Here is a 15,629-nt window from a genome sequence, read left to right as displayed (position 1 = left end):
AAAGTTCGAAAGACTTGTGGATCAGGCGAATAATGACGCGGTAGCCTGACAGAAGGAGGAGAAGTGTTGCTGCTTGCAGAGTGCCTATTCGGATCGACCTTGGGGTCGTCGCGTTGATCGAGGACTCCGAACCTGTAGTCACGGCGGTCTTGTTGGCGCGTGGGCTCTGCGAGATCTACGACCGCATCGCCCAGGAAGGCGAGATCGTTCACCAAGGGGCTTCGATGCCACCGATCGCTCGAAGGGCGCTGGCCCGTCTGTCGCGGCATTGCCTAACCGAAGGAGTCGATGACTTGGGGTCGAGCATCCACCTGGTGATGGGGGCCGCGTCGCGGGCGATGGGGTTTTGGGGCATCCCCAGCTTCGCCGGAGACTTCAAGTACAGCGACGTGGAGTTGGTGGACGACGCCTCGGGCGTTCCGACCGCCGACTGCAGGGAACTGGCGCGGCTGGGCGGAAGCGAGATCGATGCCATCGAGGACATCCATCATGAGCAGTTGAGGGTCGCGGTCCAGAGCTACCCGGCTGCTCAGCGGAATCGGGCTTACACCTCCATCAGGGAATTCGTGGTGCGGCAGCCGGTTTGCAGTCTGGACGCCCTGCACAGGTTTATCACGAACGGTCACCTGCATGGCGCGCGCGCGATCGCTTCCCTTTACCGGCCAATTCCTCAGACTGCGATGGCAAATGGCTCCGCCCGGCTGTGCGGACGTTGCGGGTCTCTGCTCTGGCCGACCAGCGATCCCGCGTTCCCCAATGGACGATGCAGAGTGCGTCGGTGCGCCATCCGTGGGGAAACGATCGTGGGCTACGGCATCGCTGATCCTTCGTTGTTTCGGCTCGCCACGGGTGCCGTTCTGGCCTTCTGGGTGGGACCCGGGCTCGACGAGGTGGCGTTGCATGACCACCTTGCTGGCCAAGGCCGATCCGTTTCCCTCTACCCCATGTCCGATGCTGCGGATGTCGGGCTCGACGGGCTGGAGGTTGGTCTAGACGTGAAAAACTATGCGAGCCCGCTCGTCCTCGGCGCTCGATTGTCAAGAGGCGTTGGGCGTCTCACTATCTTTGGTCGGAAGATCATCGTCGTCCCAGACTACAAGGTGCGGCTGAACCCCCGCTACATCGACGATCTCCGAGCATCATACGTAGGTGCAGAAGACTTGGAGTTCATGACGGTTGCCTCCGTCATCGCGGAATTCTCGGCATGAGGGCGCAGCCGAAGGACTTTGTGGGAGCCCTGGGGGCGCAATGGTTGTGCGCGGCCATGGACACCATCCTTGGGGCGAAGCATCTTCGCGATGCCCCAGCATTGATGTCGGGCTTCGGCTCGGTGCTGGACAGCGCAACGCTTAAGGGCTTCGCGGAAGCGGCCACGGCCCTTCGTCTGCTCGGCGTCGTGGCTGCATCGGAGATCCAGCTGCGTCAGCTGGTCTACTCGGCGCTTAGCTGGGAGGAGGACCACCGCCACCTGCCGGATTACAGGGAGCCGCCGTACAGGATCGATGCATCAGATCCTCGGTTCCCATTTCGCAGGCGAGTCCCGGACGACGACCCAGAACTGGTCGCGATGATGGCGGCGCTCAAGAACCCTTTGGCGTTTAGATCATGGTCGCTCGCTTCGGCCGATCCGACTCGATCTATGATAGTCGAGGTGGGTCCCTCAGGATCGAGCGAGAGGATCTCCGTTGATCTCGAAAGCTTCCTTCCAGATGCTCCGCCGCGTTTCGATTTCACCAGGGAGCCGCGTGGTGCCATCGAAGTACCGGTATCTGAACTGATCCTCGTCGCCGAGGAACTCGACGAGATGGATCGGCGGCGGCCGGGGCGACCGCCCGGCAACTGGGCGGCCCGGATGCGCGAGGCGAATGGCGCTCTGAAGGTGGAGATGCTCTCACCCGATAGGGCCACTGGTCGCCTGGTCGCGAAGGACACCATTCGGCTAGACGGGCTGCGGCACCTGATCGGTCTCCCTGGCACTGGCAAAACCACGTTGATCGTGCTGTTGCTCATGTGGCTGAGCGCACGGGACTACCGCGTCGTCGTCCTGCTGCCATCTATTGAGACATCGTTGAACCTGCTTGGCGACCTGCGCAACTACGGCGCTGATGTCGGTTTGCTGATGGGCCAATCGCCGCAGACCCGCATAGACCACGCTCGAAAACTTGCCGATCGCATTGGCGCAACCGAGACCAAAGGGTTCGGCGCAACGGCGGAGGGCGCGGAATTGTTGGCACTGAACTGCGCCTTGGGCGGCTTCGAACAGGATGCTCAACCAGAACGCGAGTTTCCTCACCTGTCGCCCCCGTGCACGTCCGTGCTTCAGCGCTCGACCAAGGCGGATGGCTCGCTGCGACCAACTGAAACGGCCCATCTCTGTCCACTGTCGGCGCACTGCGGCCGCCTAAGAGCGCCGAGGGAACTTACCGATCACAACATCTGGTTGGGCCATGTACTGTCGATGGACACCCGGATCAGCCCGCACTTCAGCGATGATCGGATTCGACATTTCGAAGCGGTGGCCATGAATTCCGATCTGGTCATGGTTGATGAGGCGGACGGAGCGCAAGCCGTCCTCGACCGCAAGGCCGTGGCGTCGCTCGATCTGACCGGCAGCGAGTCCAGTTACGAGCACGCGCTCAATCGAGATCTCTTCGTTCCGCTGTCGACCGGGCGAACCGATGTAGCGGCAGGCAGCATCCAGCAGTACGGTCGAGCAGCGTCCGACTTCCGCAGCTTGAATCACAGCCTGGTCGGGCACCTTCAGAACCTGAGGCTCCGAAGCGGAGTGGAGACGCCGCTATCGCGGTTCGAGGATACCTTCGTCACCGGCAACAACATCCTCACGGCCATCTTCAGCCCAGAGGACATCTCCATCCTGTCGGGCCTCCAACGCGAGAGCGAAGAAAGGCGCTTCAACGCCATCCGGGCGTTCTGGGACGGCTGCATCCGCGCGGCCCTAATGCGCCGCACGGACGAGGACCAGGACGTCGACGGATACGGCTTCGATCCCGAGCGCATCGCCATCGACCTCGGCAGGAGCAAGGGCGAGGTGTCGGCGACCGCAACGGCCATAGCGGGGCTGACGCGCGACTGGATCTCGGAGCCGCTGGCTGCGCAGCGCGATCAGTACTTGGAGCAGGTGCGCAGCGAATTCTTCAAGCTCGTCGAACCTGGCGCTCATCTGGGGCGTGACGAGGTCGTCGAGCTCTTCCGTTTTCTCGTCGGCGTGACCACCGTCGTCATGCAGTTTCTTGCGCTAATCCCTGCTCAGCAGGCCATGGTGGCCGAGGGCGTTCACAAGGAGCCGCTGTTCCAGCAAGGTATTTCGGAGGACCTCGGGCGGCTGGTTCCGGAGGCGCTGATCGGTCGGCTCTCCGGAGTCCGGTTCCGCTATGAGGACGAAGGCCTCCGGTCCAAGGTTCGCTTACAATACGTGTCGTTCCGCGGCGCTCCCAGGGTGCTGCTGTATCGTCTTGGCAGGTTGTTGAGGCATCAAGGCCGTGTAAGGGGCCCCAATGTCCTGCTTGCGAGTGCAACATCGTACTTGGCGGAGAGTCCAACTTTCCATATCCCCGTCGGGCCTGACATCGTCCTGCGTCGCACCGGGCGGGACGTGGGGTCGCGGCAGTCTAAGTACGTGTTCGCGCCGATACCAGACACATCGAACCCAAGCCGGATGCTGCGGTTCAGCGGCTCGTCGACCACCGAGCAAGACAGAGTGCTCAAGAAGATGGTCGAGCACTACTTCCTCGGCGAACACCCATTGGCGATGCAAATGGTGACCGACTTCGATCCTGGCCGCAAGGTCGGCATGGTGGTGAACAGCTATGAGCAGGTGATGAAGGTCAAGGCCCATATCAAGAGGATAAGGCCAGACCTGGCGGGGCGCGTGATCGGCGTGGCGAACAGGCCGCCCGATCAGAACGATGGGGATTGGATCAGTGCCGCACAGGTCGAGCGCCTGAGCGCTCGGGACAATTGGGACGTCCTCCTCTTCCCGATGAAGGCGCTGGCAAGAGGGGTGAACATCGTCTTCGAATCGGGGCCTAGGGTCCGCGATGCATTGCTCGGGACCCTAGTGTTCCTAATTCGTCCGCATCCGGCATCGGAGAGCCTGGACCTCGTCGCGGGCATTGCCGGTCAGCAGTCATTGGCATTCGACATGCGGCATTTCCGCGACGAGGAAGGATACGAGGACTTGGCGACCGCTTGGCGCCACGCGCGTCGCGAGCTTTCATCAGTCACACGACGCCTGTTGCGGTTCCCACTGCAGGCCAGCCGACTAGGCGAGCTCGCGATACCCTTCACGGCGGACATAATGGTCGACGTGCTCCAGACCATCGGCAGAGCGATGCGCAATGGAGCAGCCGCACGGGCGATCTTCGTGGACGCTGCATGGGCACCTCGCTCCGCGGCAGGTGCTCAGGACAACTTCCGGAGCAGCATGTTGGTGGCGATGCGGGACATCCTGCGCAATCGTATTCACGACGATGACGCCGTCGATGCCGAAATCTATGGGGCTCTCTACTCGCCCTTCTACGATCCGCTGTGTCGCTGCGCGGGCGTAGCATTCTCGGATGGACCACTAGATGAGTGACCGACTGCCAGACATCCTGTACCGCGGCGTGAAAGGCAGTCGGTCTGGAGGAAGGGAAACCGTCGTCTCTGCGCTGCAGTTCGACGGCGAGGCCGGCGATCCCGTGGAGGCTGAACGCGTCACGTGGACAACGCGCGCTGCGGCATTGATGAGGGAGCTCGGTCAGGCGGGTGATGCTTCCGAGAAGGAAGGGGGGCACGCGTTGCCATACGCTTCCCTGCGGGCGTCGATCGCGTCGCAGGTGCCAGAAGCATTGGTCCTGGAGCGCGACCTCGGTGCGCCTTGGTCAGACCAGCCGAGAGCATTGATGGATGTGCCGAGCAGCGGCGATCTCAAGGAAAGACTGGGAAGGGCGCTCACACTCTGGGTAGGGTCGGCATTGCGCCCATGGGCTACAAGAGTCGGTGCGCCCGAGCAGCTCGTGGACGCGATCGATGTCTTGGCCTCGAACGCCTTTTCCGGGCAACGCCGCTCGGTCGTTCTTGGAGGAGCTTTGACGTCCGACAGTTTCGTGGAGGCGCGGGATGCCATCATCCACACCTTCGCGCGTGGACTCGAAGGCAAAGTACTCTTCGAGGGCATGGGGCCGGTTCGGCGGATTGTTCGGGGTCGCAGTTCGTCCAATCAGATCGACTTCGTCACCTGGCCGAGGCGGCACGACGAAGCACTCTATTCGATGGTGGCCACGATCACGGTCGAGACCGTTCCGTTCTCCGAAAAGCCGATCGCCACAGTGCGCGCGTCCCGTCGGCGCTGGATGCAGGAGATTCCAACCGGTCGAGTCCTCATCGGTCAGAGCAACGTGAGCCTTACGCTCATGGCCCAGAACGGTGCGAAAGTGTGCTTGGAAGTACCAGCGCCGGTGCGATCGCAGCAGGTTCAAGACCCGATCTCGCCTGAATTCCTCGGGCACCTGCTCGGCATGGGCGCCGACATCGGCAGCAGCATGGCCGAGCAGGTGGAGAGGGGTGCCAGTTCTTCCCACTTCTTCGGCATCCCTTACTCGCCGCGTTTCGGTTCCCATCCCATCGGCGCGGGCGTTTCCACGAGAGATCAGACCGATCTCTTCGATGTCGTGCGGCAGATTATGGACGGCCTCGGATTCGTCGCGATACCGTTCGAGGAAACAACCACGACCAAGCAGGTGCCGAAGCGGGCCGAAGAACTCCACAAGGCATTGGAGACCGAGGCGCTGCTGTCCGACATCGCCGTTGCAGTAGGGCGAAACGATCTTGCGGACGATGCATCCATCCGAGCCGCGTGGGACTCCCTGGATCTTGGCGAGAATGGTCCGATCATAAGCGCCACGGCCGCGTCCAAGGCCCGCGAGAAGCTGCTGGAGGTCAGAACCGCCAACGCCCAACGGGTGTCCAGAGCTTTCGGTGAGAGGAAGCCATCGGTGGTGGCGATTGCTCGTAGCGAGAACGAGCGCCGCCTGCTCGAATCTGTCCTGCGAACCCTATTCGGGACAAGTATCGAGGTGAGCACTCGTCCGCTGCCCAGCGATGTGCACGGATCACGCGCGACCCTTCCGCTGTCCGAAGCGAAGAATGGTCAACGCTTCGAGGCTCGTGTCGCCGCATGGCGACCTCTTGCCGAGCTGCTTAACCAGATCGATGGCGGCTGTCACGCGCTGGTGCAGGCGACCGACTGGTATGATGGACGACCAGACGATCCAGTCAACAAGCCGGCCGGTCGGTACGCACTCGCCGCGGAGGCCAACGCGAACGTGCAATATCTGCGACCTAGGGCGTCGGGTCATAGAGGATTCGCGAACTACCTCCACCGGATACAAGCGGCGACGTACGATCTGATATTCGGTCATGCAGGACTGGTCTCCGATGTCGCGAACGTGGTCGCCGATGCGTTCCGGGACAGCACGGACGAGCCAACATCGTTGATCGGGATATCCGTCCTCACTCAGGCGCGCACCCGACTGGCAGGCAAGGGCGGCAAGCTCTGCATCGCGACCCGGGTCGATTGCCAGAACGGTCGGACCACGGCACGGGTGGGCTGGTACGACGGCGAGATGAAGTGGTCCGCGAGATGGGAGCCGCTGTTCAAAGCCTTGAAGCGGATCGCAAGCCCTTCGATCAAGGCGTCATTGGGGAGCGGCCTTGCGACCGAACGCGCCAGTTTCCAGGCGTTCGTGCGCGAGATCTTGGACGATTGCGTTGAAGTTGGCGACCGTCCCCTCGTCATGATCGACAGCACTGGGGCAGCCTCCCTGTGGCCCTGGCTTAGGGACGGTCAAATCTCCGGCGAGATCACTCTTGGTTCGGAACGCCTGGACGCCTCTCGTCGATGGCCCGGCGCCAGATTGGTTCGCGTGCGCTTGGGCAATGCGGCTCGGATCGCGGAGCGCAAGACCGCTGACTATGTCGCAGTTACCACCGACACGGGAGCCGAGACCGGTGAGATGCTCCGCCGGTACTGCCCCACCATAGTCGCGAGGACGGTCAAGCTCTCGTCGTCGCGCACTGGCGCTCATTACTGGGCGACAGCGGGATATTTCCAGATGTCGCTGCCAAGAGGACTGAGCGTCTATCGGCGTCTGGTCTCACTGGTTCACGTGGCCAAGGCGTTCAAGGACGCTCCTCAACCCATGGAGAAGCTCTTTGCGCCGGTCGAGATACCGATCTTTGACGTGAGCTACCGGCTCCCGAACCCGATCGAGATCACCGTCGCCAGCACACGGGAGGGGGACGATCCGGATCGCATTGCCCACCTCGTCGCCAGCCTCAGGTACGGCTATGGGCATACCGCGTCCGCCACGTCCTTGCCCGCCCCACTATCGTTCGAGTCCAAGGCGCGAGATTACATGACGCGCTTCGCCCTTGATCTGACTCCGGAGGAGGACGACGAGGCCGCCGAAGTCGGGCAAGGACCAGCGGTCGACGACGGCACGTATGCCGACGACGGCGCGCCGGATGATGCCGGTGCTGGCGGTGGGGCATCCGACAAGCAGGCCTGGGACGGCATACTTGCTAGTAAACCGGGGGTGACGGTCCTCAATGCTCCGCTATGGCCTAGGGACGCCGGCGCGCCCATCTTCAAGCACAGCGATGGGTCTGAGACCGCTGTGCACATGTTTCATCAAGCGCCGAAGGTGGATAGGGAGCGGCGAAACGACGACGGCGATGAAGAAGCGCCTACTTGGTCGGAACTTGCGGGAGTCATCCGTCTCCCGGACTTCGTGACCGAGGAATGGCTCTCCGAGTTTGTGCAGATTCCGAATGCACAGCTCAGGGCCATTCATCAGTCTCGATTGGAACTGGCGACATTGACCGGCTTCGATGGCTGGCCGGACCTCCGGCCCGACCAGAACGACTTCGTGCCGATCCTGTTAAATGGACTGAGGTATCCACGATTCGCCGCCGCGATCTGTCAGATCGCCAAACGAAGCATGGCTTCGAACAAGGCTAAGCAGTGGAGCCCCTTCAACCCTCTCTGGCGCCAAGCGATCACGGCGGCGAAATCCACGGTCCGGTCCGATGCGTCCCTCTCCAGACCCGACACCTTCTGGAATTTCCTCGATATCCTGTTGAAGGGCAACGCGGTCCGACTCGCCAAGGCTCAAGTCGTGCTTGGCGCCTATGAGCACCCGTTCGACGCAGCGATCATCGGCACGATCAAGAACGATGGGCGGCTCGGGGACGTTCGCGAGTTCGCGACCGACGCCGCCGAGCACCTTTTTCGTTCCGACTACGAATGGTCTGGCGACATTCGGCGCTTCCCACCCAAGCCGACTGGCGTGGGTGAGGTGCAACCCACTCAAGCCGAGTTCGCCGAACCCGAAGGGCCATCCATCAACACGGCCCGTCAAACCCAAACGGAGCGTGTCCCCATGATTGGCACCAATGCAGTTGGCCATTCAGCACCTGCCCTGGACATGGGAACGGAAATTGACATGGCGTCCGACGCACCCGATGAGACGACGTCGATCGACGGTGAAGCCGCTTGGCGCAGCGCCATGGGCAGCATCCTACGATTTGCGGACCTCGACGCGGGGCCTGACGAAGGCGTCCTAGCCAAGATCGAGGAGCAGCTCGAAGCCGCGCGGCAGGCGCTTGTTCGATACGATGCGTCCAAAAAGAAGGCTGTGTCCGCTCAAGCCTTGTTGGAACGGTCCCAAGCGATACTCGAACACGCCAAGGCAGTTCTAGTCGATGCCGGGGTCGAGAACGAGGATTTCGGTAGCGTTCCGACCGGATCCTTCAGCGCGACGATCGATCTCGAAGCAGCGGCCTCGATCGAAGAGACGCTTGCGTCGGCGGAGGAAATTGGGAGCCTTGCGCGGGAGAAGATCGACAAGGCGCAACGCATCCTCCGGCAGATGTTGATGACTCGACTGGACGAAGCCTCCGCTCTGAGGATACAAGCGATCGAAGCAGGTCGCAGCGTGATCGCCTCCGCGATCGAGGTGCTGCAGCGATTGGCGCCGGTCCCGCCGCCCCCCGGGGACAGGCAGTTCGAGGCTTCGGGTGATGCAGCCGAACCGCCCGCGTTGGACGAGCCGCCTTCTCTCTCAGCGGACGCGACGGAAGCCGACGAGACCTTCTCGACACCGCTGGACGATGTCGGCGAAATCTCTTCGAAGCGCGATTGGGATTCCTCCTATGAGCTGGATGAATTCCCGCCCGTCCAGGATGCCGATCTCGTCCTCGATCGGTTCGCAACCGAGCCGGACGAGATCGAAGATGCATTGGCGTCCGGTCCGGATCCGATGGTGGCGAAGCTCGAAGAGCGATTCGAGGAATTCGTCGTCACACAGAGGTTCGGGCTTGCATTCCACTTGTCCGAGGCGGCGCGTCGAGCTGGCCTGCACCAGGATTTCGCCGTTTCCCTGCCGGAATTGAAGCTTGCTGCCTTCGCGGGCCGCTTCAACCACGCTGCCCACCAGGGCAGCTCCGTGGTCCACGACCTGATGACCGAGGCCGCGCTGGTGTTCGAGAGCCTCGATGACGAGCAATCAACGACCACGGCAAGGCGGATCATGGGACTGGCTTCGCTCGCACCATTCGCGATCTTCCATGGCGAGTCCGACGCCAAGGCCGCCCTTGAATCCCTGCGTCAGGTGGGGCCGGGCCTTGGGAAAGCAGTCCATGGGCTGAGGGAGGCCTTGGCAGCTCCGCTCAGATCCGGGATCTCGCTCACTCCTTCCCTGCTTCGGCTGGCGCGCGAGGATGCACAGGACGACGAGTACACGCGCATCCTTGCTGACAAGATCAAGCATGCCTTGGAGGAATTCGGGGCCAAGCGCTACAAGTTCCAGTTGGGGAACAAGCTTCGTGGTGCCCTTACCAACCGTGATGGCGCCTTAGGCAACCTTGGGGAGCGGGTCGAACGAGGCGGGCAGTCGGCGTTGGACGCCGCCCGAAAGTTCGCTGCCCAGTACAACGACCGTAGCTCTGTCATCCACCTCCTCGAGGAGACGGAGAAGCGGGTCGCAACATACAAGCTCACAGGCATCGATGGCATCGCAAGAGAGAAGCTCGTCGGTCTCATCCAGTCGCTGGCGCAACTCTGCGCGGAATACGTCGATTCCGCCGACGCTGCGCCAGTGATGAAAGGCATGAGGGCCAATATTCAGAAGGCGAGGTCCGGCATCACCGACGCGGTCGATACCCTGGATGGCGCGCTCGCGCAGTTTCCAGCGGCCACCGCGCTGGAGGCATCCGCCGTCAAGTTCGCACGAGAAGCCTTCGACAGCTTCAAAAAAACGCTGAACGGCGGGGAATCTACCCCTAGCCCAGTCGATCATCTGGTTGCTCTGCATGGGCAGCTCCTATGGGTATCGGCGCTCAACTTCGGCCGCGGTTGGTATCCGGCGCCGTACGCGCCAGAAACGGTCACGAGCGCGCTCGTCGGAGCGGGCTCGGACCAAATCCATGGCGCCGCCGATGGGGCTGCCTTCGATACCGCGATCCGGAAGCGACTGGCTGTCGGATCGCACATCGCAGCGTCGATGATGATCGAAATGGCGGTATCGTTCGGGGTTGCCGACTTCGATCCCGAAGGCCTGTCCGAACTTCGCCTTGCAGATGAGGAGACGAAGAGGGATTCGCTCGAGGCGGATCTTCGTGACGCAAGGTTGATGGTCGACCGCGTCCAACGAATGGGAGGTGTCGGTTCCATCGACGAAGCGCAGTCGCTTCTCTCCCTGCTGGATCGAATCGAACCCAGGGCATTGCCCGAGATCGTGCCCTTGGAGGCACGAACGGAAGCAACGGAGGAGGACGAGCAGATACTCGACTTCAGGGCGGCGTACGGGTTAGTCGCGGACGTCAGGAGCAAGGTCGACGTCCTTCTCACCCGTCCCCGCGAACAGCTGCTGGCTAGACTGGGGGTGTTGGAGTCCAGGAGGACGGCCGCTGCTGGTGATCTGGATACGGTGCGTGGATTGGTGCAACGCGACGATCTCTTGACGGCGACCGAATACGTAGAGTTCCTCGAGAACGGTCGCGGGCTGCCTGAGACCACCTCGCCCAACCCTCGATACAGAGCGTACTTCCCGAAGGTGCCCGATGCGTTGGCGGAGATGTCTCGCACCGAGCAGGATCGCATACTTTCAGTGATCGAAGGGGGCGGCGAGTTCGCCGGTCTGAACTTCGGACGGATCGCTGCGGATCGTCGCGCTGATGTGGTGAACGTGCTGGAGGAGTGGAACGAGCTCAAGCGAGCGGTCGCCTCGTTGCGACAAGAAGCAGACGTCGCAGGCCGCCTCGTGCGGTTGCTCGAAGGCTTTGGACTGAATGTCGTGCTGCGGTCACCGAATCCGCGCGGCAATCGCAAGTTCTACACCATGGACATGCACGTGGACCTGTTGCCGGACAGCGCCTCGGTACTTCTTCCAGACTTCGGCAGTCTTACGGGGGGAGAGTATCGCTTCTGCATCGGCCCCAAGATGCCCACCGATAGCGAGGTTGCCGGCATCGAGGCCGATGCAGGAGCCCTCCGGCTAGTCTTCGTCGTGATCGATGTAGTTCCGTCCGAGCGCCGGCGGCAGCAGCACCTGTCCAGTCTCGAGAAATCAAGGCGGTTGCTCGCGATCGACGAGTCCATCGTCTATTTCACGCTCTCCGAGCCCGAATCGCGCGGACTGACCTTGTTCGAATTGGCTCAGCCCTTCTCCTTCGCGGATCCTTACCGCGACTATGGCAATCAGGCCGTGCCGAGAGAGATGTTCTTCGGGCGCGCCGAGGAGCGCAGAAAGCTTCTTGAGCCCCATGGCAGTTGCATCGTCTACGGCGGGCGACGCCTGGGCAAGACCGCGCTCCTACGTCATCTGCAATCCCAGGAGGATGACCCCGGAGCCGGCACACCGGTGGCGTACGTGAACATCAACGACATCGGGACCAATGCTGGCGAAGAGCAGATATGGGAATCGATGTCCCGCGAGCTGAAGCCGATCTTCTCGAAACCGGTCGAGCAGAGCGATCGGTTCAGCGAGACGATACGGCGCTGGCTGGCGGGGGACAGCAAGCGGCGGGTGCTGGTGCTCCTGGACGAGTCCGATAGGTTTATCCAGGCCGATGCAACCAAGGATTTTGTCCAGTTCATTCGTCTGCAAAGGCTAATGGACGATACGAACCGACGGTTCAAGTTCGTGCTCGCGGGTCTGCACAACGTGACGCGGCTCGTGCACACCGAGAACCCGCCCCTCAAGCATATCGCATCCGATCCCCAGCGTATCGGGCCGCTCATGGACGACGAGCTCGGGGATGCCGAGGCATTGGTCAAGCGCCCACTCGCGGGCATGGGTTATGAGTTCGAGAACCGTGAGGACGTCTGGCGCATCCTCAGCTACTGCAACTACTACCCGGTCCTGGTGCAGAAATTCTGCGAGGGCCTGGTTCGGGAACTGGTCAAGGAAACGTTGAAGAAGCGACGGCCCATAACCGGGATCACGTCGGACCACGTTCGCCTGGCGCTGGAAAACGAGACGATAGCGAAGGAGATCGGCGAGACCTTCGATTTCACGATCAGCAAGATCGAGGACCGGTACTCCCTCATCGCGAACATCGTCGCCGAGCGAGCCCTGCGCGATGCCGCGGACGGCCGAGTGGGTGAAGGCATGACCGCAGTGGAGGTCCGCGACGCCGCCGCGTCCTGGTGGCCAGCGGCCTTCGGGGAGGCCAATCGCCTCTCGGTGGCAGAGGATCTGCTTGACGAGATGGAGGGATTGGGAGTGCTGCGTCGCGTGCAGCCCGATCGCTGGGCGCTTCGTTCGCCGACGATCCTCCGGCACCTTGGCAACGACGACAAGATCGCGGCCAAGCTCGGCGAATTCATGGATCGCAATGCCCCACCGGTCTTCGACCCGCGGTCGATGCGCCGAAAGCTTAAAGCAAATGCGGCCATGCGCATACAGGAGGGCGGGATCAGTCCGCTCACCTTGGGTCAGGAGCACGACATGCTGCGGGACAGGGCTCCTGCCACACTGATCTTCGGCAATGCGCTCTCCGACATCGGGATGGTCACAGGCGCCCTCTCCTCCGCCTCGAGCTCCCGGGAGGACAAGCGCGGTACCGGGCACGTCACGGCCCGGTCGTTCCAGTCGATGGATGCCATGCTCAAGGACCTCAAGGGGCCGTTGCCCGGAGAGCCCGCTGCGCTTCTCGTCGTTCATGACGCCAGTCCATGGAACGCCGCGTGGGTCGAGGGGGCACTCCGCGCCAGATCGGTCCGCGAGGGGAAGGTTCGATTGATCTTCGTGGGGCAACCGGAACACGCCCTGGATTGGGTCCGCGACCCGAGCAGCAAAGCACTGTCCAAGGAGGTGAAGATCGTGCCCTTGCAGACCTGGTCCACAACTCTAGCGGACCATTTCCTGCATCAGGAGCATCTCGATCCGATGCACTTCAGGGCTTCGTTGCAGGCCGCAACCGGCGGATTCAACCGGCTGATGCAGCAATTGTTCACCACGGGAGGAACTGTGAACGCCAAATCCCTAGCGACGAGGCTCGAGAATACGGCAGTTCGACGTCGCCGCGATCCAGCGTTGCCGGGCGAACTGGGCCTGGCAGGGGCGATGTACGACATATTCAAGGCCGTAGCGGTATACACGGAGGGCGATATCACCGCCTATGAGATAGGTGAGGGACCGGTTGCGGAGCTTGGTGCCAACCTCGCGGGGCAGCAGGTCGTCGATTTCGGAGTGATGATGGGTCTGCTCGAGGCACAGGGAGCAGGGTCGGCTCGCGACGAGGACAGCCGGCCGTACCGTTTGAACGCGCTCGCCAGATCGTTGCTCGGGGCCGGAGGTTCGTAGTGACTATCGACTGGGGCAGCGTGGACTGGTGGGATCTACCAGGACCATCAGCGTTTCTAGGACGTGCCGTCGACCGGCTGGCTTCCGACGACGGCGGCTTGATCGGGCTCTCCTTCCCAACACGACGGCCAACCGGCCTGATCCTAGCCCTCGTATCCGCTTTGGAGCAGGGGCGAGGGCTTCGTGCAATCCTGGTAGACGCCCGGAACGCGAGCGGCGCCCGATCGCCTGCTCACGCCTTGGCCGCAGCTGCTGGGGCGCCACCCGGAAGCATCCGATCCACCAATGACTTCATCGAGTCGGCCGCCCTTGCTAACGCCGTGTTCCTCATCGACGAGCTGGGTGTCGAGCAGTGGAACCAGTGGAGCCTCTTCTTCCGCACCTTCCGCAATGAGCGAACCCGGTCCGGAAGGATCTCGGCCCCCAGCCTGGGGGTGCTTACACCGCTGGCTCTCCCTCTCGATGAGGTCGAAGCGGTTTTTGGTTCATCCGAGGTGAAATGGCGAGACGTTGTCTCCCGAGCGGATATGCACCTCTTCGTCGAGTCGCGGCTCGGACGGTCCGGTCGTCTCGCGGAGCGGGCAGCCGTAGCGACTGTCGCGGAAGTCGCATGCTGGGACCCTGGGATTGCGCTTCAACTCACTGAACACCCTATAGGGGACCAGATCGACCCGCGTCAGCTCCTCAGCGCACTGGAACTCAAGCTTGGAACGCCCTCTTGGTCGAACGGGCTCGTCGACCTGATGGACGGAGCCCCGCACATGCACACTCTGGCGCTCCTGGGCTCCAGGGAGCTCTTGGCACGACGGGTATGGCGGGCACACGTCGCGACCATCTTCCCCGCGATTGAACAGATCCGCCAGGCGTTCGTGGAAAGGTACTTCGGCAAGCTCACCTCGATCCTGCCCGTCACCAAGACCTTCCAGAACAACACGGAGCGAACGTACCACCATCCCCTCGAGCTTGAGATCAATGACGTCTTCTATCATCTGAAGGATGAGATCCCGCCGCTCGAAGCGAACCTTCTCCGAGACCTCAAGACGCTGAGGACATCGATGGCACATATGGAGCCCGGCGACGCTTCGCTCATCGTCAGGGCATCCAGGAGCTGGCAGATGATGCTTGGGGATACCGAGGGCTTCGCCGGCGGCGTCGGTTGGGATTGGCCGCGCTGCGGTCAACGCCTCGTCCTGCTGGTCGGTCCGTCCGGGGCGGGCAAGAGCTCCTATGCCGCGGCCAACTACTCGACCGAGCTGGTGATATCCGCCGATGCGATCCGCGAAGAGCTCTATGGCAGCCACAATATGACCGGAGGCCAGGAGGCCGTGTTCAACACGGTGCGGCAACGTGCAAGACTTGCACTCGCCGCAGGGAACAGCGTGGTGATCGACGCCACCAACCTCAGACGCAACGACCGTCTACTCAACGCCACCTTGGTCCCGGCCGACATCGCCGTCGACTACGTGCTCATCGATCGCCCGATTGCGGAGAAGCTGCGCGATGGCGGTTGGCGTCTGGAAAAGAAAGGCCTCATCGAGGGCCACACCAACCTCCTGCTCGGAGAACTTGGTGACATCCTGGCGGGTGATGGCCTGCCGAATGTGACCGTTCTCGATCGACGAACCTAATTCTGTCCAGACGCGCTAAATCCGTCCAGACGCGGATGCCAGCAGTGGCGAAGAGCTCGACTGCCAATGGGTTGGATCGATAGCCAGGCTGGGTTGCTTGCCAGCCAAGAACGCCTTGCTGAGTGGCTCG

At 62.3% G+C, this 15,629-nt stretch carries 4 protein-coding genes; all 4 read left to right on the top strand.

What is annotated here, in order from left to right:
- Nucleotides 1-113: 113 nt before the first annotated feature.
- The 4 genes from NKI10_RS23910 to NKI10_RS23895 are packed head-to-tail and all read left to right on the top strand — an operon-like array spanning nucleotide 114 to nucleotide 15,499.
- On the top strand, nucleotides 114-1,208 hold the full coding sequence (locus NKI10_RS23910; RefSeq protein ID WP_155921536.1) for a restriction endonuclease-related protein: 1,095 nt from the start codon (nucleotides 114-116) through the stop codon (nucleotides 1,206-1,208).
- Nucleotides 1,205-4,597 carry a hypothetical protein gene (locus NKI10_RS23905; RefSeq protein ID WP_023806706.1) on the top strand — a complete coding sequence of 1,131 codons (3,393 nt, stop codon included), beginning with the start codon at nucleotides 1,205-1,207 and terminating at the stop codon, nucleotides 4,595-4,597. The genes NKI10_RS23910 and NKI10_RS23905 overlap by 4 nt, the downstream gene beginning before the upstream one ends.
- Nucleotides 4,590-13,871 carry an RNaseH domain-containing protein gene (locus tag NKI10_RS23900; RefSeq protein WP_352862137.1) on the top strand — a complete coding sequence of 3,094 codons (9,282 nt, stop codon included), beginning with the start codon at nucleotides 4,590-4,592 and terminating at the stop codon, nucleotides 13,869-13,871. The genes NKI10_RS23905 and NKI10_RS23900 overlap by 8 nt, the downstream gene beginning before the upstream one ends.
- Nucleotides 13,871-15,499, top strand: coding sequence for an AAA family ATPase (locus NKI10_RS23895; protein WP_023806708.1), 1,629 nt, complete (start codon nucleotides 13,871-13,873; stop codon nucleotides 15,497-15,499). The genes NKI10_RS23900 and NKI10_RS23895 overlap by 1 nt, the downstream gene beginning before the upstream one ends.
- The last annotated feature ends 130 nt before the right edge of the window (nucleotides 15,500-15,629 follow it).

Source organism: Mesorhizobium sp. M0802 (genome assembly GCF_040320115.1).
In the GTDB taxonomy this organism is placed as follows: Bacteria; Pseudomonadota; Alphaproteobacteria; order Rhizobiales; family Rhizobiaceae; genus Mesorhizobium.
Note: the sequence above shows the minus strand (reverse complement) of the source record. Positions and strands in the feature narration are given on the sequence as shown.